The sequence below is a fragment of the Sphingobium jiangsuense genome (genome assembly GCF_014196495.1).
Lineage (GTDB): Bacteria > Pseudomonadota > Alphaproteobacteria > Sphingomonadales > Sphingomonadaceae > Sphingobium > Sphingobium jiangsuense.
The window spans coordinates 94,703-119,770 of the sequence record NZ_JACIDT010000006.1 but is presented as its reverse complement, the minus strand read 5'-3'; the positions used below and the strand labels follow the sequence as shown (position 1 = coordinate 119,770).

At 66.1% G+C, this 25,068-nt stretch carries 26 protein-coding genes; 11 read left to right on the top strand and 15 right to left on the bottom strand.

All coding sequences use genetic code 11. The features are described from left to right. Window positions 1–101: 101 nt before the first annotated feature. Both GGR43_RS10090 and GGR43_RS10085 read right to left on the bottom strand, forming a co-directional pair. Entirely contained in the window at window positions 102–1,271 is a 1,170-nt protein-coding gene (locus GGR43_RS10090) for a glycosyltransferase (protein WP_284277181.1), read from the bottom strand. After that, window positions 1,264–2,157 (bottom strand): alpha/beta fold hydrolase, encoded by an 894-nt coding sequence (locus GGR43_RS10085; protein ID WP_188071857.1) that lies wholly within the window; start codon window positions 2,155–2,157, stop codon window positions 1,264–1,266. Before GGR43_RS10085 ends, GGR43_RS10090 begins: the two co-directional genes overlap by 8 nt. A 37-nt stretch (window positions 2,158–2,194) precedes the next feature. Between GGR43_RS10085 and GGR43_RS10080 the strand changes: the two genes are divergently transcribed. The 7 genes from GGR43_RS10080 (at window position 2,195) to GGR43_RS10050 (ending at window position 9,081) form a co-directional block, all read left to right on the top strand. Then, window positions 2,195–3,604: a protein adenylyltransferase SelO family protein gene (locus GGR43_RS10080; RefSeq protein ID WP_188071856.1), complete on the top strand. Its 1,410-nt coding sequence runs from the start codon at window positions 2,195–2,197 to the stop codon at window positions 3,602–3,604. Window positions 3,605–3,620: 16 nt separating this feature from the next. Next, entirely contained in the window at window positions 3,621–5,054 is a 1,434-nt protein-coding gene (gene astD / locus GGR43_RS10075) for a succinylglutamate-semialdehyde dehydrogenase (protein WP_188071855.1), read from the top strand. A 101-nt stretch (window positions 5,055–5,155) separates the two neighbouring features. Beyond that, window positions 5,156–5,956 carry a uroporphyrinogen-III C-methyltransferase gene (gene cobA / locus GGR43_RS10070; protein ID WP_188071854.1) on the top strand — a complete coding sequence of 267 codons (801 nt, stop codon included), beginning with the start codon at window positions 5,156–5,158 and terminating at the stop codon, window positions 5,954–5,956. Continuing rightward, the gene (locus tag GGR43_RS10065) at window positions 5,953–6,240 is read left to right on the top strand and encodes a DUF2849 domain-containing protein (RefSeq protein ID WP_188071853.1); all 288 of its coding nucleotides are present in this window, start codon (window positions 5,953–5,955) and stop codon (window positions 6,238–6,240) included. Before cobA ends, GGR43_RS10065 begins: the two co-directional genes overlap by 4 nt. Window positions 6,241–6,242: 2 nt before the next feature. Then, the gene (locus tag GGR43_RS10060; RefSeq protein WP_188071852.1) at window positions 6,243–7,874 is read left to right on the top strand and encodes a nitrite/sulfite reductase; all 1,632 of its coding nucleotides are present in this window, start codon (window positions 6,243–6,245) and stop codon (window positions 7,872–7,874) included. Further along, a complete protein-coding gene (locus GGR43_RS10055) occupies window positions 7,867–8,298 on the top strand; it encodes a DUF934 domain-containing protein (RefSeq protein WP_188071851.1) in 432 nt (143 codons plus the stop codon). The genes GGR43_RS10060 and GGR43_RS10055 overlap by 8 nt, the downstream gene beginning before the upstream one ends. Window positions 8,299–8,301: 3 nt before the next feature. Continuing rightward, window positions 8,302–9,081 (top strand): phosphoadenylyl-sulfate reductase, encoded by a 780-nt coding sequence (locus tag GGR43_RS10050; protein WP_188071850.1) that lies wholly within the window; start codon window positions 8,302–8,304, stop codon window positions 9,079–9,081. Between the two features lie 231 nt (window positions 9,082–9,312). On the opposite strand, the gene GGR43_RS10045 is transcribed toward GGR43_RS10050, so the two are convergent. Then, window positions 9,313–10,830, bottom strand: coding sequence for a replicative DNA helicase (locus tag GGR43_RS10045; protein WP_188071849.1), 1,518 nt, complete (start codon window positions 10,828–10,830; stop codon window positions 9,313–9,315). 96 nt (window positions 10,831–10,926) lie between these two features. Between GGR43_RS10045 and GGR43_RS10040 the strand changes: the two genes are divergently transcribed. The 4 genes from GGR43_RS10040 (at window position 10,927) to dcd (ending at window position 13,162) form a co-directional block, all read left to right on the top strand. Next, entirely contained in the window at window positions 10,927–11,409 is a 483-nt protein-coding gene (locus tag GGR43_RS10040; RefSeq protein ID WP_188071848.1) for a UPF0262 family protein, read from the top strand. An 86-nt stretch (window positions 11,410–11,495) separates the two neighbouring features. After that, window positions 11,496–12,116 carry a glycoside hydrolase family 25 protein gene (locus tag GGR43_RS10035; protein WP_246343570.1) on the top strand — a complete coding sequence of 207 codons (621 nt, stop codon included), beginning with the start codon at window positions 11,496–11,498 and terminating at the stop codon, window positions 12,114–12,116. After that, complete coding sequence (locus GGR43_RS10030) at window positions 12,113–12,595, top strand: cytidine deaminase (RefSeq protein WP_188071846.1); 483 nt, start codon at window positions 12,113–12,115, stop codon at window positions 12,593–12,595. Before GGR43_RS10035 ends, GGR43_RS10030 begins: the two co-directional genes overlap by 4 nt. Window positions 12,596–12,607: 12 nt before the next feature. Beyond that, on the top strand, window positions 12,608–13,162 hold the full coding sequence (gene dcd / locus GGR43_RS10025; protein ID WP_188071845.1) for a dCTP deaminase: 555 nt from the start codon (window positions 12,608–12,610) through the stop codon (window positions 13,160–13,162). 326 nt (window positions 13,163–13,488) lie between these two features. Here dcd and rpmE read toward each other — a convergent pair whose 3' ends face one another. From rpmE to rpsB, 12 genes are all read right to left on the bottom strand, one after another. Beyond that, window positions 13,489–13,713: a 50S ribosomal protein L31 gene (gene rpmE / locus GGR43_RS10020; RefSeq protein WP_188071844.1), complete on the bottom strand. Its 225-nt coding sequence runs from the start codon at window positions 13,711–13,713 to the stop codon at window positions 13,489–13,491. A gap of 129 nt (window positions 13,714–13,842) precedes the next feature. Continuing rightward, window positions 13,843–14,283, bottom strand: a complete 441-nt coding sequence (gene fabZ, locus GGR43_RS10015; RefSeq protein ID WP_188071960.1) for a 3-hydroxyacyl-ACP dehydratase FabZ — start codon at window positions 14,281–14,283, stop codon at window positions 13,843–13,845. 51 nt (window positions 14,284–14,334) lie between these two features. Further along, window positions 14,335–14,964, bottom strand: coding sequence for an OmpH/Skp family outer membrane protein (locus GGR43_RS10010; RefSeq protein ID WP_188071843.1), 630 nt, complete (start codon window positions 14,962–14,964; stop codon window positions 14,335–14,337). Then, window positions 14,964–17,651 (bottom strand): outer membrane protein assembly factor BamA, encoded by a 2,688-nt coding sequence (gene bamA, locus GGR43_RS10005; protein ID WP_188071842.1) that lies wholly within the window; start codon window positions 17,649–17,651, stop codon window positions 14,964–14,966. Before bamA ends, GGR43_RS10010 begins: the two co-directional genes overlap by 1 nt. Before the next feature lie 154 nt (window positions 17,652–17,805). Beyond that, window positions 17,806–18,921, bottom strand: a complete 1,116-nt coding sequence (rseP, locus tag GGR43_RS10000; RefSeq protein ID WP_188071841.1) for an RIP metalloprotease RseP — start codon at window positions 18,919–18,921, stop codon at window positions 17,806–17,808. A gap of 28 nt (window positions 18,922–18,949) precedes the next feature. Continuing rightward, window positions 18,950–20,116 carry a 1-deoxy-D-xylulose-5-phosphate reductoisomerase gene (locus tag GGR43_RS09995; protein WP_188071840.1) on the bottom strand — a complete coding sequence of 389 codons (1,167 nt, stop codon included), beginning with the start codon at window positions 20,114–20,116 and terminating at the stop codon, window positions 18,950–18,952. Beyond that, a complete protein-coding gene (locus tag GGR43_RS09990; protein WP_246343506.1) occupies window positions 20,113–20,856 on the bottom strand; it encodes a phosphatidate cytidylyltransferase in 744 nt (247 codons plus the stop codon). Before GGR43_RS09990 ends, GGR43_RS09995 begins: the two co-directional genes overlap by 4 nt. Next, the gene (locus tag GGR43_RS09985) at window positions 20,856–21,599 is read right to left on the bottom strand and encodes an isoprenyl transferase (RefSeq protein WP_188071839.1); all 744 of its coding nucleotides are present in this window, start codon (window positions 21,597–21,599) and stop codon (window positions 20,856–20,858) included. The genes GGR43_RS09990 and GGR43_RS09985 overlap by 1 nt, the downstream gene beginning before the upstream one ends. A 34-nt stretch (window positions 21,600–21,633) precedes the next feature. Then, entirely contained in the window at window positions 21,634–22,191 is a 558-nt protein-coding gene (gene frr / locus GGR43_RS09980; protein WP_188071838.1) for a ribosome recycling factor, read from the bottom strand. 23 nt (window positions 22,192–22,214) lie between these two features. Beyond that, window positions 22,215–22,949, bottom strand: a complete 735-nt coding sequence (gene pyrH / locus GGR43_RS09975) for a UMP kinase (RefSeq protein ID WP_188071837.1) — start codon at window positions 22,947–22,949, stop codon at window positions 22,215–22,217. Window positions 22,950–23,097: 148 nt separating this feature from the next. After that, complete coding sequence (tsf, locus tag GGR43_RS09970) at window positions 23,098–24,024, bottom strand: translation elongation factor Ts (protein WP_188071836.1); 927 nt, start codon at window positions 24,022–24,024, stop codon at window positions 23,098–23,100. A 102-nt stretch (window positions 24,025–24,126) separates the two neighbouring features. Next, entirely contained in the window at window positions 24,127–24,888 is a 762-nt protein-coding gene (gene rpsB / locus GGR43_RS09965) for a 30S ribosomal protein S2 (protein WP_188071835.1), read from the bottom strand. Between the last annotated feature and the right edge of the window lie 180 nt (window positions 24,889–25,068).

The window sequence follows — 25,068 nt, the reverse complement described above, 5'->3', positions numbered from 1 at the left end:
ACAGTCGTAACACCCCTGCCAATCGCCGCCTATAGCAAGTTTTCAGCGCCGCGCATGGAAAATCGCGCATGCCGCCGCCGGATAGTGTCGATCCGGCCGCGTCAGCTGCCTGACAGCGCGCCCGGCCGTCCCATCGCGCCTTCGTAAAGCGCGGCATAGCGGCGAACCATGTCCGCCTCGCGATAGTCGGCCCGTGCCTTGCGCCGGTTCTCCTCGCCGATGCGGGCGCGCAGCCCCTCATCGGCCAGCAGCCGCGCGAAGGCATCGGCCATCGCCGCCTCGTCGCCCACCGGCACGATATGATCGCGATTGGCGTCCGCGACCATCGATCGCACATCGCCGACATCGGTGGAGACGACCGGCAATCCGGCGGCCATCGCCTCGACCAGCGAGATGGGGAATTGCTCGCTGTCCGACGACAGGGCGAATATATCGAAAAGGCCGACATAATGCGAGGGGTCGGGCAGGAAACCGGGCAGATAAATATCCTCGACGCCCAGCGCCCGCGCCTGCTCCAGAATCGCGCCGCGTTCCGGCCCTTCGCCGACGATCACCAGGTGCAGCCGGTCGCGATGCGGCGCAACCGCGCGTACCAGCCGGGGCAGGTTCTTCACCGCGCGCAGCCCGGCGAGCGTGCCGACGACCAGCTTGCCGGGGGAGCGGACGAAGCCGGGGATCGCGTCGGGTGCGGGCGGTCGCGCATAGTCGTCCACGTCGATGCCGTTGGCGATCATGTGAAGCCGCTTCTCCGGCTGGCGCCAGACGGCGCGCGCAATCCCTTGCAACCGCTGCGAGGGCACCACCAGCGCATGGGCGCGGGCCAGCGCCAGCCGGCGGAAATGGTTGCGCTTGGGTTTCAGCCGCTCGGCCTCGTCGGCGTTGAAGCCGTCCTCATGATGGATCAGCGGCGGCAGCGCCATGAAGGGAGAAAAGAGGCGATGCGCCATCACCCCGTCCATCGACCCCCAATTATAGCTCAGCACCAGATCGAAGCGCCGCATCACCTGCGCCCAGCGCCAGTAGCGGTGCGGCTCCGGCAGGCCGTGGAGCGGGGGCAGCAGGTCATGGGGAAAATCGCACTCCACATCCGGCGCGATCGCCTTCGCCGCGCCCAGCGCATCGGGATCGGCGCTGATGATGCTGTGCCGCGCGCGCCCGCCCCACAGGTTCATCAGACGGACGGCGCGCGCTTCCTTGCCACCCAGATCGAAACCGCTGTGAAGATGGAGGATCGACGGCCTATGGAGAATCGACGGTCTGCCGTCAGCCACGCGCGGCCACCCGCGCGAGCAGGCGATCGATCGCCGCCACCGCCTCCGGCTCGTTCAGGGTCGGGGCATGGCCGACGCGCGCCACCGTCACCAGTTCCGCCTCCTCGCCGATCTCCGCCTTCATCCGTTCCGCCGTCGCCTCGCTCATCAGGTCGGACAGCTCTCCGCGCAGGATCAGCGTGGGGATGGATCGGAAAGCGGCCATCAGCGGCCAGAGGTCGACGCCAGCCTCGCCGCCGGGAATGCGCAGCGGCTCGGCGATGCGCATGTCGTAATCCAGCACCACCCGGCCGTTATTGTTGAGGCGGAAGAGCCGCTTGGCCATGCCCAGCCAGTCCTCCAGCCCGTAATCGGGGAAGGCCGCGCCCTGATTTTCGGCCAGCGCCCGCGCCGCGTGCACCCAGGTCGGATGATTGCTGCCGGAGCCGACATAGCCCCGGATGCGATCCAGCCCGGCCGCCTCGATTTCCGGCCCGATATCGTTGAGCACCGCGCCCGCCAGCCTGTCCTGATGCGTCGGCGCCATAATCATCGTCATGATGCCGCCCAGCGAGGTGCCGATGGCGACGAAGCGCGGCTGGCCCAGATCGGTGAGCAGCCGCTCCACATCCTGCACATAGGTCAGCGGCACATAGGTCATCGGGTCCTTGGCATAGGCGCTCTCCGCCCGTCCGCGCATTTCCGGGCAGATCACGCGCCATTCCCCGGCATGCCGTCGCGCCAGCGCCTCATAATCGCGGGCGTTGCGGGTCAGGCCCGGCAGGCAGAGCAGCACCGGGCGGTCGGCATGCTCCGGCAAGGCGGGATAATCGCGATAATGCAGGCGCAAACCGTCGTTGGACCACCAATATCCATCGACCCAATTTGCGTCGGCCTGTTCCGTCATGCTTGATCCTCCCGCTATCATGCCCCCATATTGCCGCATGATCCTGACCCCGCAAGCCACCAAATTCACGCCCGCCACCGACATAATGTCCGTGCCCGGCCTCGCCGATCCGGTCGCCCCGGCCCGGTTTCCGCAGCATGTGCTGCGCTTCCGCAACGACCGCTGGGCGGCGAGCGTCGGCCTCGACGGGCTGGACGATGCGGCGTGGATCGAGCATTTCGGCAGGTTCGCGCCGCTGCCCGGCTCCCTCGAACAGCCGCTGGCGCTGCGCTATCACGGCCATCAGTTCCGCGTCTACAACCCGGAGATCGGCGACGGACGCGGCTTCCTCTTCGCCCAGATGCGCGACGGGGCGGGTCGTCTGATGGACCTCGGCACCAAGGGATCGGGCCAGACGCCCTATAGCCGCTTCGGTGACGGGCGGTTGACGCTGAAAGGCGGGGTGCGGGAAATCCTCGCCACCGAGATGCTGGAGGCGCTGGGCGTCGCGACGTCGAAGACCTTCTCCGTCGTCGAGACCGGCGAGGCGCTGCATCGCGGCGACGAGCCGTCCCCCACCCGCTCCTGCGTGCTGGTGCGGCTGAGCCATTCGCATATCCGCATCGGCAGCTTCCAGCGCGCGGCGTTCCTGCGCGACGAGCCGCTGCTGCGCGCGCTCACCGATTATGCGCTGACCCGCCTCTACCGGGTGGAGCCGGAAGCCGACCCGGCGAGCCAGCTGCTCAATCTGGTGGTCGAGCGCACCGCCGACCTCGCTGCCAGCTACATGATCGCCGGCTTCGTCCATGGCGTGCTCAACAGCGACAATATCAACGTGACGGGCGAGAGCTTCGATTACGGTCCGTGGCGCTTCACCCCCTATTGGGAACCGGGTTTCACCGCCGCCTATTTCGACCATCAGGGCCTCTACGCCTTCGGTCGGCAGGCCGAGGCGATCCATTGGGACGTCGCCCAGCTGGCGATCTCGCTGCGCGAGCTTGCGGAGAGCGAGCCGCTGGTCGCCGCGCTGGAGCGTTTCCCGGACCTGTACGCCGACGCGATGCGCAGGCGCTTCTGCTGGCGGCTCGGCATCGGCTGGCCCGGTGAGGAGCGGGCGGCGGCGCTGATCCAGCAGGGCGTTCAGGCGATGGTCGCGGACCGGGTGACGATCGACCGCTTCTTCTTCGACTGGCGCGGCGGAACTTTGCGCGACGAGGGCTATGCGGGCGAGCATTGGGACTCGTTTCGCAAGGCTCTCGACGGGCTGGCGGATGAGGGCGCGACGCGTCATCCCTATTGGCATGGCCCCGGCCCCTGCTCCATGCATATCGACGAGGTGGAGACGATCTGGGACGCCATCGCGCAGCGGGACGACTGGCAGCCGCTCCACGACAAGGTGGCGGCGATCCGGTCGATGCGGGAGGCGCATGAATATGCCCCCGCCGCCTTCCAAAGCCCTGCGGAATAAGGCATTATCGCCGGCGATGGTTGAAACGCTCAAGTCCTTCGAACCGGCCACCGGCGCCCTGCTGTGGGAAGGCGCCACGCATGACGTCGACCGGGAAGCGGAGCGCGCGGCGGCGGCATGGGCGCACTGGGCAGCGCGGCCGGTTTCCTTCCGCATGGAAACGCTGCGCCGGTTCGCCAATGTCGTGCGGTCGAAGGAAGAGGCGTTCGCCGACCTGATCGCCCGCGAAACCGGCAAGCCCCTGTGGGAAGCCCGCACCGAGGTCGGCGCCGTCATCAACAAGGTCGAAATCTCGATCGCCGCCTATTCGGAACGGACCGGCCAGCGCAGCCTCGAAGGCGCGCTGGGCGCGCGGCAGAATTTGCGGCACAAGCCCCATGGCGTGCTGGCGGTGCTCGGCCCCTATAATTTCCCCGCCCATCTGCCCAACGGGCATATCGTCCCGGCGCTGATCGCGGGCAACGCCGTGCTGTTCAAGCCCTCCGAGAAGACTCCCGCCACCGCCGGGATGCTGGTCGCCTGCTATCATGAGGCGGGCGTGCCGGAGGATGTCGTGCGGCTCGTCCTCGGCGGGCCGGAACAGGGGCAGGCGCTGGTCGGGCATCCGCTGGTCGACGGCGTTCTCTTCACCGGCTCGGCCCGCACCGGCATCGCGATCAACCGGGCGCTGGCCGACCGGCCGGACAAGATCGTCGCGCTGGAAATGGGCGGCAACAACCCGATCCTGCTCTGGGACACGCCCGATCTGGCCAGCGCGGCGGCGCTGATCGTCCAGTCGGCTTTCCTGTCGGCGGGGCAGCGCTGCACCTGCGCGCGGCGGCTGATCGTGCGCGACGCCCTCGCCTCCCCGATCATCGCGGAACTGAAGAAGCTCACCGCCCGGCTCATCGTCGATCATCCCCATGCCAGCCCTGCCCCGTTCATGGGCCCGGTGATAGACGGCCGCGCGGCGGACGGGCTGACCGAAGGATTCCTCTCGTTGCTGGAGGCGGGCGGGCGGCCCGTGCTCCACCTGAAGCGCCCCCATGGCGACCTGCCCTTCCTCTCGCCCGCGATCATCGACATGACCATGGCGACGGAGCGGCCCGACATGGAGCTGTTCGGCCCGCTGCTCCAGATCGTGCAGGTCGGCGATTTCGACGAGGGCATCCTTGCCTGCAACGCCACCCGCTACGGCCTGTCCGCCGCGCTGGTGGGCGGCGGGCCGGAGCACTATGAGCAATTCTGGGCGCAGGTGCGCGCGGGCGTCATCAACTGGAACCGCCCGACCAACGGCGCGCCTTCCAACGCCCCGTTCGGCGGCGTCGGCCTTTCCGGCAACCACCGCCCCAGCGCCTGGTATGCAGCGGACTATTGCGCCTATCCGGTGACCTCGACCGAGGACGAGCATCTGCGCGCCTCGATCGCCATCGGCCTTGCCCCGGTGGACACCAGCGCGATGGGCGATTAAGGGCGGAAAACCGGCATTCCGCCTCATCGCAAAGATTAACTTCATCCCCGTCAAAAGATTTTGCGTTGCGGCGCGGGGGCGAAAACATCATGTCCCCCACCATGGCTATCAGTGCATCCTCCTTTCCCGTGCGCACGCGCGTCGGCACCGTCCATCTGGTCGGCGCGGGGCCGGGCGACCCCGAATTGCTGACCCTGCGCGCGGCGCGGCTGCTCGGCCAGGCCGGGCTGGTCGTGCATGACGGGCTGGTCGCGCCGGAAATCCTGGCGCTCACCCATCCCGATGCCGAGATGATCTCCGTCGCCAAGGCCCGGTCCCGCCATTCGATGCCGCAGGACCAGATCAACGCGCTGCTGGTGCGCGAGGCGCTGGCCGGGCGCGATGTCGTGCGGCTGAAAGGCGGCGATCCGTTCATCTTCGGGCGCGGCGGCGAGGAAGCCGAGGCCTGCCGCGCGGCGGGCGTGCCGGTCGAGGTCGTGCCGGGCATCAGCGCCGCCGTGGGCTGCGCCGCCGAAGCGGGCCTGCCCCTCACCCATCGCGGCCTGTCGAGCGCCGTCACCTTCGTCGCCGGGCAGTGCAAGGGCCTGACCGACCAGAACTGGGCGGGCCTTGCCGGGCACGACCGCACGCTCGTCATCTATATGGGTGTTGCGACGGCGGCCGATATCGCCGAAAAGCTGATCGCCGACGGCATCACGCCCGCCATGCCGGTCGCGGTGCTGGAAAAGGGCACGCGCGCCGACAGCCGCACGCTGGTCAGTTGCCTCGCCGACCTGGGCCGGCTGGTGGCCGAGGAACGGGTGCAGAGCCCCGCCCTCATCGTCGTGGGCGATGTGGTGCGCCAGATCGAACCGGATGGAATAAAGGCGCGCTTCGCGCCGGAACTGGAGACTATTGCGTGAAATTGTTGACCGGAAACGACCTCGCCAGCGGCGACGTGATCTGGTGGACCGGCAAGGGCTGGTCGCGCCACATCGGCGAGGCCGTAGATGTAGGGGATGAGGGCGACGCCATCCTCGCCCGCGAGGAGCAGGCGCGCCGCGTCAACGTCGCCTATATCGTCGATGCGGAACAGACCGACTCCGGCCCGTTGCCCAACCATATCAAGGAACGCATCCGCGCCAGCGGTCCGACCGTCCGCACGGACCTTGCCATCAACGCCGACATTCCCATCGTGAGGGCCTGACCATGTATCTTTACGACTCCTACGATCAGGCGATGGTCGATGCCCGCGTCGAGGAATTCCGCGATCAGGCCCGCCGCCGCCTCGCGGGCGAACTGACCGAGGACCAGTTCAAGCCGCTGCGCCTGATGAACGGCCTCTATCTCCAGCTGCACGCCTATATGCTGCGCGTCGCGGTGCCCTATGGCACGCTGTCCTCTCGCAAGATGCGGATGCTCGCCCATATCGCGCGCAAATATGACCGGGGCTACGGCCATTTCACCACGCGCCAGAACATCCAGTACAACTGGATCAAGCTGGAGGACGCGCCGGATATCCTCGCGGATCTGGCGACGGTGGAAATGCACGCGATCCAGACCAGCGGCAACTGCATCCGCAACATCAGTTCGGATCAATATGCGGGCGTGGCGGCGGACGAGATCACCGACCCGCGCCCCTGGGCCGAGCTGCTGCGCCAATGGTCGAGCTTCCACCCGGAATTCACCTATCTGCCGCGCAAGTTCAAGATCTGCGTCATCGCCTCGGCCAATGACCGGGCGGCGATGCGGCTGCACGACATCGGCCTCGAACTGGTGGAGCGCGACGGCCGCATCGGCGCGCGCGTGTTCGCCGGCGGCGGCATGGGCCGCACGCCGATGGTCGCCCCGGAAATCCGCGATTTCGTGGAAGAGGACGAGCTGGTTTCCTATCTGGAGGCCTGCCTGCGCGTCTACAACCGCTACGGCCGCCGCGACAACAAGTTCAAGGCGCGGATCAAGATCCTGGTCCACGAGTTGGGCGTCGATGAATATCGCCGTCAGGTGGAGGAAGAGTTCGCCCATATGCGGCAGCTCGGCATCCAGCCGCCGACCGAGGAGCTGGACCGCATCCGCGCCTATTTCGCGCCGCCGGTCTATGAAACCGGCCTGCCCGAAGAGGTGGACCGCTCCGACCCGGATTTCGCGCTGTGGCTCGACCGCAATGTCCTCCCCCACAAGCAGCCCGGCTATGCGATCGTCAACATCAGCCTGAAGCCGGTGGGCGGCATCCCCGGCGACGCCAGCGCCGACCAGATCGACCTGATGGCGGACCTGGCGGAGCGCCATTCGCTCGACCAGCTGCGCGTCACCCATGCGCAGAACATCGTGCTGCCCTATGTGAAGAAGGCGGATCTCTACACCATCTGGCAACAGCTGGACGCGGCGGGCCTCGGCACCGCCAATCTCGACCGGATCAGCGACATGATCGCCTGCCCCGGCCTCGATTATTGCAGCCTCGCCAATGCGCGCTCCATCCCGGTCGCGCAGAAGATCGCCCGGCGCTTCGCCGGGAACGGCAAGGAAGAGGCGATCGGCGAGCTGAAGCTGAAGATTTCCGGCTGCATCAACGCCTGCGGCCACCATCATGCCGGGCATATCGGCATATTGGGCGTGGACCGGAAGGGCACGGAAAATTATCAGCTGCTGCTCGGCGGATCGGGCGCGGAGGATTGCTCGCTCGGCGCCATCACCGGCCCCGGCTTCACCGAGGACGGCGTGGTCGATGCGATCGAGCGGGCGACCGACCTCTATCTCGCGCAGCGGCAGGAGGGGGAGCGTTTCCTCGACACCTATCGCCGCCTCGGCATGGCTCCGTTCAAGGAGGCGATCTATGGTTGATCTGCTGAACTTCCGCGAAGGCGAGACCATCGGCGAGACTCCGGTGTCGATCGAGGAATTCCTCGGCGCGTCCAACGCCACCGCCGTCCGCATCGCACCGGGCGAGGATGCCCGCGCGCTGCTGCCGCATCTCGATCGCATCGCACTGGTCGAGGTCGCCTTTCCCGCCTTCGGCGACGGGCGCGGCTACAGCTCGGCCCGCATCCTGCGCGAGGCGGGCTATCGGGGCGAACTGCGCGCCAGCGGCGACGTGCTGGTGGACCAGCTGTTCGCGATGCGCCGCTGCGGCTTCGACAGCTTCGCGCCCGACAAGGCGCTCGACCCGGCGGTGGTGGAAGCCACGCTTTCCCGCTACGCCGATGTCTATCAAAAATCCGTGGATGGCCGCCGCCCGATCTGGGCGAAACGGCATGAGGTGAACTGAACGATGACCACTGCTGCCCGCCAGATCGATGTGATCGACGCCCGCCCCGCCTTCACCCAGGCGGATGCGGACGCGCTCAACGCCCGCTTCGAAGGGGTCGATACGCAGACCATGCTGCGCACCCTGTTCGCGGAGAAGGCGATCGGCGAGGTGGCGGTCGTCTCCTCCTTCGGCACGGAAAGCGCGGTGCTGCTGCACCTGATCGCGCAGGCCGATCCGTCGGTGCCGGTGATCTTCGTCGATACGCTCAAGATGTTCCCGGAAACGCTCGACTATCGGCAGACGCTCGTCACCACGCTGGGGCTGACCGACAGCCGGGTGGTGGAGCCGGACCCGGAAATGCTGGCGAAGAAGGACGACAAGGGCCTGCGCTGGTCCTACGACCCCGACGGCTGCTGCGAAATCCGCAAGGTGGAGCCGCTCGCCCGCGCGAAAAAAGGGCTGGATGCGTGGATTTCCGGCCGCAAGGCGTTCCAGTCCGTCACCCGCCAGAACCTGCCCCGGTTCGAGATCGAGGACGGGCGGCTGAAGATCAACCCGCTCGGCGACTGGACCAAGACCGATCTGGAAGCCTATTTCAGCGAGCACGACCTGCCCCGCCACCCGCTGGAGGAGCAGGGCTATCTCTCCATCGGCTGCGAGCCGTGCACGTCCAAGGTGCTGCCGGGTGAAGACCCGCGCGCCGGGCGCTGGCGCGGCTGGGACAAGGTGGAATGCGGCATCCACACCATCTCCACGCCGCTCGCCGACCCGGACGACCCGGCCAACCAGCCCGCCTTCTGAACGGCGGAGCTTACGGACAAGGAAAAGGCCCGGTCATCATGCCGGGCCTTTTTCCTTGTCTGTTAGGAGCAAACGCAGCAACCTAACCCCGTTCGGGCTGAGCTTGTCGAAGCCCTGTCCTTCTTCTTTCTCCAACACAGAAAAGAAAAGCAGCCGTTGGGCTTCGCCCGCCCTACGGGTCGACAAGCTCAGGGCGAACGGAGGTGGGAATCCCGCTCCCATCTCCCTTCCTCAATCGTCATAATCATCCACCGGCCCCGGATAATCGCCCTCGGCCAGATCGCTGAACCGCGTGATCTTGGCGTCGAATTTCAGGCGGACCTTGCCGGTCGCGCCGTGACGCTGCTTGGCGACGATCAGTTCGGCGAGACCGAATACACGCTCCATCTCCATCGCCCATTTGGCGTGATCCTCGTGGATCTTCGCATCGTCTCCTTCGGTCGGGCGCTTGGGTTCGCGCGAGGCGACGTAATAATCCTCGCGGAACACGAACCACACCATGTCGGCGTCCTGCTCGATCGAGCCGGATTCGCGCAGGTCCGACAGCTGCGGCCGCTTGTCCTCGCGCTGCTCGACCGCGCGGCTGAGCTGCGACAGGGCCAGCACGGGAACGTTGAGTTCCTTCGCCAAGGTCTTCAAACCACGGGAAATTTCCGAAATTTCGTTGACGCGATTATCATTGCCGCGCCCGGAGCCCTGCAACAGCTGGAGATAGTCGATGACGATGAAGCCGATATCGTGCCGCCGCTTCAGCCGCCGCGCCCGCGTGCGCAGCGCGGCGATGGTGAGGCCCGGCGTGTCGTCGATGAACAGCGGCAGCTCCTGCAACTCCCGCGCCGCGCGGGACAGGTTCTGGAACTCGCTGCGGCTGATCTTGCCCATGCGCAGGGATTCGCCGGAAATGCCCGATTGCTCGGCAAGGATACGGGTCGCGAGCTGGTCGGCCGACATTTCGAGGCTGAAGAACGCCGTCTTGGCGCCCATATTCTTTTCCGGCGCGATGCCGTCCGCATCGTCGCGCAGCCAGCGCGCGGCCGCATTATAGGCGATGTTGGTGGCGAGCGACGTCTTGCCCATGCCCGGACGCCCGGCGAGGATCATGAGATCGCTGTTGTGCAGGCCGCCGATCTTCTCGTTGAGCGCGGTGATGCCGGTGGTGATGCCGGAAAGATGACCCCCGCTGTTGAGCGCGCGCTCCGCCACCTGCACCGCGACGGTGGAGGCTTGCAGGAAGTTCTTGACCGAGCCGACCTCGCCTTCGCCCTCCGACACCTTGTAGAGCGCGACCTCGGCCGCCTCTATCTGGCCGCGCGGGTCGACATCCTCGCTGGTATCCAGAGCATTTTCAACCAGTTCCCGACCGACGCTGACGAGTTGCCTCAAAAGCGCGAGGTCGTAGATCTGCTGCGCGAAATCCCGCGCGCCGATCAGCGAGGCGCCGCTGGCCGTCAATTCCACCAGATAGGCCGACCCGCCCAGTTCCTTCAGCGCCGGGTCCTGATCCAGCATCGGTTTCAGCGTCACCGGGCTGGCGACCATGTTGCGGTCGAGCAGCTTCAGGATCGCCTCGTAGATGCGGCCATGGACGGACTCGAAGAAATGCTCCGGCTTGAGCTTCATCTGCACGTCCTCGGCGACTCGATTGTCGATGAGGAGCGCGCCCAGCAAGGCGGCTTCCGCCTCGATATTCCGGGGGAGTTCGCGCGCCGCGCCTTCGGCTTCGCCGACCAGTTTCAATGCTTCCGCCATGGCGCCCTTTTCGCGCCAACCGCCGGCCGGCGCAAGCCCCGGCGGCGCAATATCCCCCTTGATCTTTCCGACCGCTGGCCTCAGTGCATGGGGACGATGGCCGATCCCCGCATCATAGACATTTCTCTCGACCAGCAGAGCATCATCTGGCGCAATGCCGATGTCGAGCAGGAACGGCGGATCGCGATATTCGACCTGCTGGAGGAAAATTATTTCGAGCCGCTCCGTCCGCATGCGGATGACTACAAGGGCCCCTATCGCGTGCACCTGAGCACGCAGGAAGGGCGGCTGGTCATCGCGATCCAGCGGCAGGACGGCACACCGCTGGAGGCGATCATCCTCGGCCTCGCCCGCTTCCGCCGCCCGATTCGCGAATATTTCGCGATCTGCGACAGCTATTTTCAGGCCATCCGCAATGCCTCGCCCCAGCAGATCGAAACCATCGACATGGCCCGCCGCGGCATCCACAACCATGCCGCCGAAACGCTGATGGAACGGCTGGAAGGCAAGATAAAGGTGGATTTCGACACCGCCCGGCGGCTCTTCACGCTGATCTGCGTGCTGCACATCAAGCAATGAGCGTCGGCCCCAGAACCGCTTCGGTGCCGTGGAAGATCCGGCTGCGCTGGCTCGGCGCGCTGCTGGCGCTGCTCCTTTTCGGCGCAATGCTGCTGTGGCGCTTCGCCGCCCAATGGGCGCCCTCGGCGGAGGACTATCCGATGCAGGGCATCTCCGTTTCCGGCGAGCTGGGCGAGATCGACTGGCGCACGGTGCGGACGCGGAACGTCGATTTCGCCTATATCCGCGCCACCAGCGGCACCGACCTGCGCGATCCGCTGTTCGCAACCAACTGGGCGCAGGCGCGCGAGGCCGGGCTGCGCTATGGCGCGGAACTGGTGTTCGATCCGTGCAAGCGGGCGAGCGATCAGGCGACGCTCTTCATCACCACCGTGCCGCGCGACAATGCGGCGCTGCCCCCGGTCGTCCGGGTGGCGCCCGGCGAGCATTGCGCCGGGTCGCCGGGCCGCGACACCATATTGTCGGAACTCAACACCCTGCTCAATGTCATTGAAATGCATGGAGGAAAGCCCGCGCTCATCCGCATTTCGAAGGCGGTAGAGAAGCAATATGACATCAGCAGCGGCATCAACCGCACGCTCTGGCTGGAGGGGAATTTCTTTCCCCCGGACTATGCGTCCCATGCATGGGTGATGTGGACGGCGAACGACCGGCGGCGGGTGGACGGGATCGACGGCCCGGTGGAATGGGATGTCGTCGCGCCATGAGCGAGGCGGCCGCAACCGGCGACGATTGGGACGCGCCGCTGGTGGAGGCCGCCCGCGCCGCCATGGCGCATGCCCATGCGCCCTATAGCCGCTTTGCCGTGGGCGCGGCGCTGCGCCTGGGCGACGGCGGGATCGTCACCGGCGCCAATTTCGAGAATGTCAGCCTCGGCCTGTCGCTGTGCGCGGAGACGGTCGCCATCGCCTCGGCCAATGCGGCGGGGCGGCTGACGCAGATCGTCGCGCTTGCCGTGGTCGGCGGGCCGATGGGCGTGGCTGGCACTGGGACCGGAAGCGGGGTGCCCATCACTCCCTGCGGCCGCTGCCGGCAGGTGTTGGCCGAGGCGGTGTCCCTTGCCGGGCACGACATCCGCGTCTACTGCGCCCCCTTGTCAGGCGAGGGCGGGGCCGCCTATAGCGTGGCCGAGCTTCTGCCTCATGCCTTTTCCGGCGCGGATTTTCCGGCCGGTTCCCAACGATAGAGGACCAAAGAGATGTCGATCCTTTCCGATCGCTGGATACGCGAACAGGCGCTGGAAAACGGCATGATCGAGCCTTTCGTCGAAACGCAGAAGCGGGAAGGCTGCATCAGCTACGGCCTCTCCTCCTACGGCTATGACGCGCGCGTCGCCGACGAGTTCAAGATCTTCACCAATGTCGACAATGCGCTGGTGGATCCGAAGGATTTCGCGTCGAACAGCTTCGTCGACCGCAAGACGGACGTGTGCATCATCCCGCCCAACAGCTTCGCGCTAGCCCGCACGGTGGAATATTTCCGCGTGCCCCGCGACGTGCTGGTGATCTGCCTCGGCAAATCGACCTATGCGCGCTGCGGCATCATCGTGAACGTGACCCCGCTGGAGCCGGGCTGGGAGGGGCATGTGACGCTGGAATTTTCCAATACCACCCCCCTGCCCGCGAAAATCTACGCCAATGAGGGGGCGTGCCAGTTCCTGTTCCTGCAAGGCAATGAACCGTGCGAAGTCAGCTATGCCGACCGCGCGGGCAAATATATGGGTCAGCGCGGCGTGACGCTGCCGCGGTTATAGGTTCGGGGCGGCCTTGGCGGGCCCTCTCCCCCCACCATCGCCCCAGCGCAGGCTGGGGCCGCAGGTCATGAGGCACCGTCTCCGGAGATGCCAGCCTTCGCTGGCATGACGGAGAAGGTTGAGAGCGGTCCCCACTTCCGTTCGAGCTGAGCTTGTCGACCCGTAGAGCGGGCGGCCGCTTTTCTCTTGGGGAAGAAGGACAGGGCTTCGACAAGCTCAGTCCGAACGGATTTCTTATGCCTGTCGCTGGCCGTAAATCGCCACACCCCACAGAAAAAGGGCGCCCGATCGGACGCCCTTCCCATATTTCGAAGCTGGCCGCTCGCTTATTTCTTGAGCGTAAGGCCGCCGAAGCGCTTGTTGAAGCGGGCCACCTGACCGCCCTGGTCGACGTTGCGCTGGCCACCGACCCATGCCGGGTGCGACTTGGGATCGATGTCGAGGGCGAGCGTGTCGCCTTCCTTGCCCCAGGTCGAACGGGTCTGGAACGTGGTGCCGTCGGTCATCTGGACGGTGATGAAATGATAGTCGGGGTGGGTGTCCTGCTTCATGTGATGCTCCTGTAATGGCCGGTTCCGACCGGCCTCAGTCTTAAGCGAAATCGCGAAGCGCCGCCGTTAGCCCTTTTCCCCGCCAAAGGCAAGGAATTTGAGCGAGAAACGGCGGCTTGCGGCCGCAGATCAATCCCTGGGCGGGTCGGAGATCATCGCCGTGCATTGCGCCTCCGCCGCCAGCTTGCCCTCGACATAGGCCTTGCCGGTGAATTTGCAGATGGCGCCGCGAACCTGGGTGAATTCGACATGGAAATCGACCAGGCAGCCCGGCTCCACCGGATTGCGGAACTTCGCGCCCTCTATCCCCATGAAATAGACGAGCTTGCCCGATCCGGCCAGCCCCAGCGATTCCACCGCCAGCACGCCCGCCGCCTGCGCGATCGCCTCGACGATCAGCACGCCGGGCATGATCGGGCGCGTCGGGAAATGGCCCTGGAAAAAGGGCTCGTTCACCGACACCGCCTTGACCGCATGGATGGACTTGCCGGGCACCATAGACACGACGCGGTCGATCAGCAGCATCGGGAACCGATGCGGCAGCGCGGCCATGACGGCGCGAATGTCCATCGGACCCCCTGCCGCCTCTTCCTTGCTATCCGTTTCGCTCATCAGCCGCCCTTAGCGCCCCGCGCCGCTGGCGGGCTGCTGTTGCTGCTGGCCGCCGGGCTGCCAGCCCGCCGGGGGAACGATGTTGACGCTGGGCACCAGCGTGTTGAGCTCGGTCGTCACCGCGGCGGTGATGTCGACGCTGGGCTGGTAGGAAACGGTCGCGCCCGGCTGCAGCACCAGATCGACCTTGCTCTTGGTCATCGCGGCCTTCAGCGCGTCGCCGATCTTCGCGCCGATCTGCTCCTCGATATAGGCGTTGGCGAGCGCGATCGGCTGGCCGATCCGCTGCAATTCGGCCTGCGCGGCCTGCTGGCTCTGCTGGAGCTGCTCATACTGGGTCTGGAGCGCCGGGGTAGACTTGCCGCCCGCCGCCTTCACCGCCGCCTGAAACGCCTCGGCCTTCTGCTTCAGGTCGGCGTCGAGCGCGGTCTTGCGGCTGTTGAAATTGTCGATGTTCGCCTTGTAGGTGGTCTGCATCTGGGTGCGGGCGTTGGTGGCGGCGACGCTTTTGTTCACGGCCTCGTCCATGTCGACGACCGCGACGCCCAGCTTCGACTGGGCGACGGCGGGGACGGAGACGGCGGCCATGCCCGCGACGGAAACGGTCGCCAGCGCGACGGCTTTCAGGAAAGTCTTCATCAGAATTGAGTCCCTATGTTGAAGGTGATGAGTTTGGTGTCGTCGCCCTTGGCCTTCACCAGAGCCTTGGCGATATCGATGCGGAAGGGGCCGAACGGCGAGTTCCAGTTGACGCCGAAGCCGACCGAAACGCGCGGCTTCAGCGTGTCACCGAAATATTGCTCCACAAAGGCGGTTCCGGCCTGATAGGTCGGCGTCACCGTGGTCACATCGCCCGAAGTGGGATCGGTGGTGGTGCCGCCCGTGGTCTGGCAGGCGGCATTGGCCAATGCCCGCTCGGACGTGGTGGTGCTGGAGGTCGTTTCCCCGGCGGGGTTCGTCACCACCGTAGAAACATAGCAATAGCCGAGGAAATTGTTGAGCTTCGGCCGCTTGATTCCGCCGACCGCGCCGACATCGACGAAGAGCGAGGGACGCAGGCCCATTTCGCGCGCGCCCGCGCCCAGCGGAATTTCCAGCTCCGCATGGCCGAGATAATAGAGCTTGCCGCCCAGCGCGTCGTCGGAAGAGCTGTCCGTCGCGGTGAAGCTGCCGTCGGTTTCATAGGTGCCGTAGCTGCGGATCACGCGCGGGCCGACGCCGCGAATGGCGAAGCCGCGCATATAGGGCTCGCCCAGGAAGAAGCGGTCGGTCAGGCGGATCTTCTCCAGCGCATAGGTGCTGCCATCGGTATCCACGCCGTAGCGCTGCTTTTCCAGGCTGAAGATATAGCCGCCCTCGCCGGTAAGGCTGAAGATGAAGCCGCCGCCGATGTTGAACCACTTGCCCGCATTGGCGCGCGTCTTCGCATATTTGACGCTGCCGCCCAGCCCGGCGAAATCCTGGCTCAGCGTGACGTTGAAGCCGCGCGTCGGGCGGATGCGGTTGTCGCGCGTGTCGTAGATCAGCGAGTAGCCGAGCGAGGAGGTCGTCCGCTTGCCGATCGCCTCGCACAGATAGCGCCCGGCGAGGATCGGGTCGCACTGGCCGGCGGTGTAATAATCGCTCGACAGCGACACATCGTCATAGTTGAGCGTGTAGCGCAGCGAGGCCGACATATATTCGGTCATCGGCACGCCGGTCCTGATCTGGAAGCCAGTCGTGGTCTGCTCATAGGTGGTGTTGCGGTCGCCGTTCGACAGATAGTTGAACGCGTTGAGATCGCGGCGATAGATGTTGCCGCCCAGCGCGATGTTCTTATCGAACAGATAGGGTTCGGTAAAGCCGAGGTCTATCGACTTGGAATAGTTGGAATAGCTGCCCGAAAGGCTCAGCTCCTGCCCCTTGCCGCGGAAGTTGCGCTGCGTGACCGAGGCGGAGAAGATGAACTTCTCGAGGCTGGAGAAGCCGGCCGAGAGCGACAGCTCGCCGGTGGATTTTTCCTCCACATTGGTTTCCAGCACGATGCGGTCGGGCGCGGAGCCGGGCTTCTGCTGGATGTCCAGCTTCTCCTGGAAGAAGCCCAGCGAGTTGATGCGGTCCTTCGAGCGGCGCACCTGGAAGCTGTTGAACGCGTCGCCCTCGGCCAGGCGGAATTCGCGGCGCACGACCTTGTCCTGCGTCAGCGTGTTGCCGTTGACGTCGATCCGCTCGACATAGACGCGCGGCGCGTTGGCGATCTGGAAATTGATACCCATGGTCAGGGTATCCTTGTTGCGCTGGAAGTCCGGCTCGACATTGGCGAAGGCGTAGCCGAACAGGCCTGCGGTCTCGCTCAGCTGGTCGACGGTGTCCTCGACCTGCTTGGCGTTGTACCAGTCGCCCTTCTTCATCGGCAGCATCGCGGTCAGCCGGTCGCCCGACAGGTCGCGAATGTCGCTCTGCACCTTCACGTCGCCGAATTTATAGCGGTCGCCTTCCTCCACCACATAGGTGATGATGAAATCCTGCTTGTCCGGCGTCAGCTCCGCCACGGCGGAAATGACGCGGAAATCCGCATAACCGTTGGTCAGGTAGAATTGCCGCAGCTTCTGCTGGTCATAGGCCAGACGATCCGGGTCGTAGCTGGTGCCCGACGAGAAGAGGCGGAACCAGCGCGACTGCTTGGTCGCCATCTGGCCGCGCAGCTCGCCGTCGGAGAATTTGTCGTTGCCGATGATGTTGATCTGGCGGACCTTGGATTTCGGCCCCTCGGTGATCTCGAAGATGATGTCGACGCGGTTCTGGTCGAGCTGGACCAGCTTGGGCTCCACCGTCGCGGCGAAGCGGCCCTGACGACGGTACAGTTCGATGATGCGGGCGACATCGGCACGGACCTTGGACCGGGTGTAGATCTGGCGCGGGGCCATGTGGATCTCCGGCCGGATCTTGTCCTCTTTCAGGCGCTTGTTGCCTTCCAGCACGATCCGGTTGATGACCGGGTTTTCCTTGACCGTGATGGTCAGCACGCCCTGATCGTCGCGGATCTGGACGTCCGCGAACAATTCGGTGTCGTAGAGGTCGCGCAGCGCGTTATCGAGGCTCTCGCGGGTATAGGCCGTGCCGATCCGCAGCTTCGTGTAGGAAAGGATCGTCTCCGGCTCCAGCCGCTGCTGGCCCTGAACGGAGATCGCCTTGACCGTCTGCGCGGTCGGGCTGACCGCCGGGGCGCCGGCGGCGGGCGCAGGGGCCGGCGGCGTGGCGGGCCTCGCCTGCGCGAGCGCGGAGGCAGGCAGGGCCATGCCGCCGATGATCGTGCCGGCCAGCAGGGCGGTCGCCATGGGCAACATCGGATTTGTCCGGGCCGCATTTGTCCGGGCCATATCAGTCCTTTTCGTCACACTCACCCCTGTATTCTGACCGAAGCCGGCCGATTCTTCATCGAAGCGCCGATCCTGCTACCGTTTCCCGCGAAAAAGCGAAAGCTCTCCTGCCTCAGACAGCTCAACCGATCAAGCCGGAGAGACTGCGCCACAGGCCAAAGGACCCCAGATCGTTGAACGTCACCAGCACCATGATCGTCAGCAGCAGCGCCAGACCGGACTTGTACGCCCATTCCTGCACCGCCGGGCTGACGGGGCGCCGCTGGACCGCCTCGATCGCATAAAAGAGCAAATGACCTCCATCCAGCATCGGGATTGGCAAGAGGTTGATGAACCCCAAGTTAATCGAGATCAGCGCCATGAAAAACAGGAAGCTTTCCAGCCCCATCGACGCCGCCTGCCCCGACACGTCGGCGATCTTGAGCGGCCCGCCCAGTTCGCTGACCGAGCGGCGGCCGGTGATGATCTGGCCCAGCCCGTCCACCGCCGTGCGGGTGATCTGCACCGCCTGACGGAAACCGACGACCGGCGCGCGCAGCAGGCCCACGTCGCGGCGGACGATGTCGCCGGAAGCGACGCCGAGCTGGCCGATGCGATAGATGTTGCCGAACCGGTCCTTTTCGATCCGCGTGCCGGCCGCGATGTCCTTTTCGATCCGCTCGCCGCCGCGCTCTATCTCGTAGGCGAGCGGCTCGCCGGGGCGCAGGCTGACGATCGCCGCTATGTCCTGAAAGCCGTCGATCGGGCGGCCCATGATGCTGAGGATGCGGTCGCCCGGCTTCAGCCCGGCGGCCTCCGCAGCGCTGCCGGCCGCGACATGGCCGACCACCGGTTCGCTGATCGCCTCGCCCCGCACCATCGCGAGTCCGCCGAGCAGCAGCACCGCGAAGATCAGGTTGACGACCGGCCCGGCGGCGACGATCGCCGCGCGCTGCCACAGCGGTTTCGAGGGAAACGCCCCTTCCCGCTCATGCGGCGGCAATTGCAGCCAGGCGGGGTCGGTCTGGCTGGCCGCGTTCATGTCGCCCTTGAAGCGCACATAGCCGCCCAGCGGCAAGGCGGCGATGCGCCAGCGGGTGCCGCGCTTGTCGACCCAGCCGGCCAGCTCCGGACCGAAGCCGATGGAGAAGGCCTCCGCCTTCACGCCGCACCAGCGCCCGACCAGATAATGGCCCATTTCATGAATGAACACGAGCGGGCCGAGCACCGCCACGAAGGCCAGTATCGTCATCAACATGGCTGCACCAGCAGGGCGGTCGAACTCATCAGGCCTTTACACTTTCCGTCAGCTGCCGGGCGGCCTCCCGTGCCTGACGGTCGGCTTCCAGCACATCGGCGATCATTGCCGGTTTTTTGCCGCTATAGCCTGACAGCACGCGCTCAACAATGGCGCTGATGTCCAGAAACCCGATCCGCCGCTCCAGAAATGCGGCGACGGCCACTTCGTTGGCGGCGTTGAGCACCGCGGGACAGGCTCCCCCCGCCTCTCCCGCCTGCCGCGCGAGGCGCAGCGCGGGGAAGCGATCCTCGTCCGGGCTTTCGAAATCCAGCCTGCCGATGCGGGCGAGGTCGAGCGGGGTCGCGGGGCTGTGCATGCGGCGCGGCCACGCCAGCGCATGGGCGATGGGAATGCGCATGTCCGGCGAGCCGAGCTGCGCCAGCGTCGAATGATCGCGATATTCGACCATCGAATGGATGACCGATTGCGGGTGCACCAATATCCCGATGCGGTCGAGGCCGATGGGAAAGAGGTGCCCGGCCTCGATCAGTTCCAGCCCCTTGTTCATCATCGTCGCGCTGTCGATGCTGATCTTCGCGCCCATCGACCAGTTGGGATGGCGGACCGCCTGTTCCGGCGTGACCTGCGCCATTTCCGCGCGGCTCATCGTGCGGAACGGCCCGCCGCTCGCGGTGAGGACGATGCGGCGCACCTCCTCCATCCGCCCGCCGGCAAGGCACTGGAAGATCGCATTATGCTCGCTGTCGACCGGCAGCAGCGTCGCGCCCGAGGCCCGTGCCGCCTGCATCATCAGCTCGCCCGCCGACACCAGCGATTCCTTGTTGGCCAGCGCCACCGTGCGCCCGCCTTCCAGCGCGGCCAGCGTCGGCTCCAGCCCGGCGCAGCCGACGATCGCGGCCATCGTCCAGTCCGCGCCCATTCGCGCCGCATCCACCAGCGCGGCGGGACCGGCGGCGGCCTCCACGCCGCTGCCAGCCAGCGCGTCGCGCAGCTCGGCATAGCGGCTTTCGTCGGCGATCACCGCGAGGCGCGCCCGGTGCCGCACCGCCAGTTCCGCGAGCTTGAGCGGATCGCTGTTGGCGGTCAGCGCGGCGATCTCGTACAGATGCGGCTCCCGCCCGATCAGGTCGAGCGTGGACGCGCCGACCGATCCGGTCGCGCCGAATATCGTGATGCTGCGGGGCTGCGTCATATCAGCCCGGGCCCCATCAGCACGCCGGTGACGGCGGAGACGGCCAGCAGCCCGTCCACCCGGTCGAACAGGCCGCCATGACCGGGAATGAGGGCCCCGCTGTCCTTCACGCCCGCGCGGCGCTTCATCCAGCTTTCGAAGAAATCCCCGGCCTGCGCCACCACCGCCAGCACGCACCCGGCCACGACCATGCCCGCCGTCGCCAGCGGATAGCGCTCGACGATGCCGACCGGCGAATAGCCCATATGATAGGCATCGACGATCCGCAGCGTCACCAGGAACCAGACGGCCAGCAGCACCAGCGAAGCGCCCGCCATGCCGCCGAACAGCCCCGCCCAGGTCTTGGACGGGCTGATCGCCGGGGCGATCTTCGGCCCGCCGAAGCGCCGCCCGGCGAAATAGGCGCCGGTATCGACGGCGATCACCGCCGCGATCAGGGTCCAGCGCATCAGCGCGGGCATGGAAAGCAGGGTGAAGCAGGCAAGGCCGATATAGGCGACCCCGCCCAGCATCCAGAAAAAGACCTGCCCGACCGATGTGGCGAAGCCGCGCACCAGCCCGGCGAACTCATAGAGAAGGCCGATGCCCACCGCGACGATGAAAAGGCGCAGCGGCAAGCCGCCGATGCCGAGCGCCGTCCCCGCGACCAGCAGCATCACCGCCGCCGAAAGGACGCGGATGCGCAGGTCCCCGCCTGCCGGGCGCGGCGTGCCGCCGGGCATTTCCGGCCGGCCGGTCATCACAGACCGCCGAAGCGGCGTTCGCGCGACCGGAAATTCCCGATCGCCTCGACCAGCGCGTCATGATCGAAATCGGGCCACAGCCTGTCGGTGAAATACAGCTCCGCATAGGCGCATTGCCACAGCAGGAAATTGGACAGGCGCTGCTCCCCCGATGTGCGAATCAGCAGGTCGAGCGGCGGCAGGTCCACCGTGTCGAGCAGGGCGGAGATATGCCCCGGCGCGATGATGTTGGGGTCGATCTCGCCCCGCACCGCCTGCTGCGCCAGCGTCCGCGCCGCGCGCGCCAGCTCGTCCTGCGCGCCATAGTTGAGCGCGATGACCAGCGTGCTGCCCTTGTTGTCGCGGGTCCGCGCCAGCGCCTCGTCGATCAGCGCCACCGCGCCCGGCTCGAACGCACGATAATCGCCGATCACCCGCAGACGCACGCCGTTCTCGTGGAATTCGTCGAGGTCGGCGCGGATGAAATGCTTGAGCAGGCCGGTGAGGTCGACGATCTCCTGCTCCGGCCGCTTCCAGTTTTCCGAGGAGAAGGCGTAGAGCGTCAGGCATTCGATGCCCAGCTCCCGCGCCGATCGGACGGTGCGGCGCACCGCCTCCACCCCCGCCTTGTGCCCGGCGACGCGCGGCAGCATGCGCTTCTTGGCCCAGCGGCCATTGCCGTCCATGATGATGGCGACATGGCGCGGACCGGGGCTGCCCCTGTCCGATCCGAAACGCGGCGAGGTTGCTTTGCTGGCCATGGATCAGTCTCCTGCCCTGCCGGAAAACAGGCGGTTACTGCCCAAGGATCTCTTTCTCCTTATGCGCCAGCGCCGCGTCGATATCGGCGATGGTGCTGTCGGTCAGCTTCTGCACCTCGGTTTCGGAGCGCTTGCGCTCGTCCTCGCTGATCTCGCCCTTCTTCTCGTCGGTCTTCAGGCTGTCCATGCCGTCGCGGCGCACGTTGCGCACGGCGACGCGCGCCTTTTCCGCATATTGCCCGGCGAGCTTGGCCAGTTCCTTGCGACGCTCCTCCGTCAGGTCGGGGATCGGCAGGCGCAGCGTCTGCCCGTCGGCAATCGGGTTGAGCCCCAGACCCGCCGAACGGATCGCCTTTTCCACCGGCGTCAGGTTGCTCTTGTCCCACACCTGCACCGAAAGCAGGCGCGGTTCCGGCGCGGAGACGGTCGCCACCTGGTTGAGCGGCATGTTCGCGCCATAGACCTCGACCGTCACCGGATCGAGCAGCGCGGTGTTCGCGCGCCCGGTGCGCAGGCCGGAAAGATCGCCCTTCAGCGATTCCACCGCGCCCTTCATGCGACGTTCCAGATCTGCCTTGTCGAACTGGGCCATGTCTTTCTCCTTATGCCAGAATGTCAGGCGGCCTGCCGGTCGGGGCCGCCCACCGTGGTGGCGACGCCCTGCCCGCTCAGCACCCGCGTAAGATTGCCGGTTTCCCGGATGTTGAAGACGACGATCGGGATGTTGTTTTCCCGGCACAGCGCGACGGCGCTGGCGTCCATCACCTTCAGATTGTCGTTGAGGACGCGGTCGAACGAAACCGTCTCGTAGCGGGTGGCCGTCTCGACCTTCTTGGGGTCGGCATCATAGACGCCATCGACGCTGGTGCCCTTGTAGAGCGCGCCGCAGCCCATCTCGGCGGCGCGCAGCGCGGCGGCCGTATCGGTGGTGAAGAAGGGATTGCCCGTTCCGGCCGCGAAGATGACGATGCGGCCTTTCTCCATATGGCGCACCGCGCGGCGGCGGATATAGGGCTCGCACACCGTGTCCATCGGGATGGCGGACTGCACGCGGGTCGGGTGCCCCATGCGCTCCAGCGCGTTCTGGACGGCGAGCGCGTTCATCACCGTCGCCAGCATGCCCATATAATCGGCGCTGGTGCGGTCGAACCCCTTGGCCGCGGCGGCCAGCCCGCGAAAGATGTTGCCGCCGCCCACGACCATGCAGATCTCGAAGCCCGCCTCCTTGGCCGAGGCGACCTCCCCGGCGATGCGGTCCACCGTCGCGGGGTCTATGCCGAACGCCCCTTCCCCCATCAGCACTTCACCGGACAATTTGAGAAGGATGCGCTTGGCGGCAGGACGTGACATGCAAAAACTATATCCGATTATATCATGGAAATGGCGCGCATCTTAATCAGCGCGCGCCCCCATGCCAAGCGCCGACAGACGCTCGCTAGAAATATTTCCCGATGCACCGGACACCGACAGGCGCCCGGCGCAACTGTTTCCGAAGACGTCAGACGCCCGCGGCGGCCGCGACTTCCGCCGCGAAGTCGGTTTCTTCCTTCTCGATGCCCTCGCCGAGCTGGAAGCGGACATAGTCCTTCAACGCGATCGACGCGCCCGCATCCTTCGCCGCCTTGGCGACGACGTCGGCGATCGGGGTCTTGTTGTCGATCACGAACAACTGCGAGAGCAGCGCGTTTTCCTTGGCGAACTTCGCCGCCGCGCCGTCGACCATCTTGGCGACGATCTCGGCGGGCTTGCCGCTTTCGGCGGCCTTCTCGGCGGCGATCGCGCGCTCGCGCTCGATCAGCGCCGGGTCGATCTGGTCGGCCGACAGCGCGAGGGGGAAAGCGGCCGCGATGTGCATCGCCAGCTGCTTTCCGAGCGGCGCCATCACGTCGGCGGGCGCATCGCCTTCCAGCGCGACCAGCACGCCGATCTTGCCGAGGCCGGGACCGGTCGCGTTATGGACATAATCGACGACCACGCCCTTATCGACCGAAACCGCGCCGATGCGGCGCAGCGTCTGGTTCTCGCCGATCGTCGCGATGTTGGAGACCAGCTTGTCGTTGACGGTGCCGCCGTCCGGATAGGCGGCCGCGGCCAGCGCCTCGACGTCCTTCGCCCCGGTCGACAGGGCGACGGCGGAAACGTTGCGGACGAAATCCTGGAACTGGTCGTTCTTGGCGACGAAGTCGGTTTCGCTGTTCACCTCGACGGCGACGCCGCGATTGCCCTCGACGGCGACGCCGACCAGGCCTTCGGCCGCGGTGCGGCTCGACTTCTTCTGCGCGGCGGCCAGGCCCTTGGCGCGCAGCCAGTCGACGGCGGCGTCCAGATCGCCATTGGTTTCGGCCAGCGCCTTCTTGCAATCCATCATGCCTGCGCCGGAACGCTCACGCAGTTCCTTCACAACGGCGGCGGTAATCTGGGCCATCACGTTTTCCTTCAATCCAACGGTTTCTATAAAGCGGACGGGCGCTATTCCGGTTTCCCGCAATGCGCCCATCCCCCGAAAATATTACGACGGTGCGAAACCTTACGCTTCGGCGACCACGCTTTCCTCGGCCGGCGGCACATCCAGCGCGCCGATATCGAAGCCGGCGGCTTCCTGCGCGCCACGGCTGCCCTTGGTCGCGGCGGTGGCGACGGCTTCGCAATAGAGGCGGATCGCGCGGCTGGCGTCGTCATTGGCCGGGACCGGGAAGGCGATGCCCGACGGATCGACGTTCGAATCGAGGATCGCCACGACCGGAATGCCCAGCGTGTTGGCTTCCTTGATCGCCAGTTCTTCCTTGTTGGCGTCGATCACGAACATCACGTCCGGAATGCCGCCCATGTCGCGGATGCCGCCCAGCGACAGCTCCAGCTTGTCGCGCTCGCGCGTCATCTGGAGCACTTCCTTCTTGGTGAGGCCGTGCGTGTCGCCCGACAGGCGCTCTTCCAGCGTCTTGAGGCGCTTGATCGACTGCGAGATCGTCTTCCAGTTGGTGAGCATGCCGCCCAGCCAGCGGTGGTTGACGAAATGCTGGCCGGACTTGCGCGCACCTTCCGCGATCGCTTCCTGCGCCTGGCGCTTGGTGCCGACGAACAGGACCTTGCCACCGGCGGCGACGGTCGCCGACACGAAGTCGAGCGCGCGCGCGAACAGCGGCACGGTCTGGCTGAGGTCGAGAATGTGGACGCCGTTCCGCTCGCCGAAGATGTACGGCTTCATGCGGGGGTTCCAGCGGTGGGTCTGGTGGCCGAAATGCGCGCCGGCCTCGATGAGTTGCTGAATGGTGACGACAGGTGCCGCCATGGTTTTTCTCCTTCCGGTTAACCCTCTGGGATTCCGTGACCGGGAACGATCCCGGCACCGGTATGTGCGAATCCCATGTGGAATGGGCGCAGCGCTTAGCGATCCGACGCCCGCATGGCAAGCTTTATCCGCCTGTTGACAAGCGGGAGAATTGGGAACATAACGTGAACAAGGAACCTG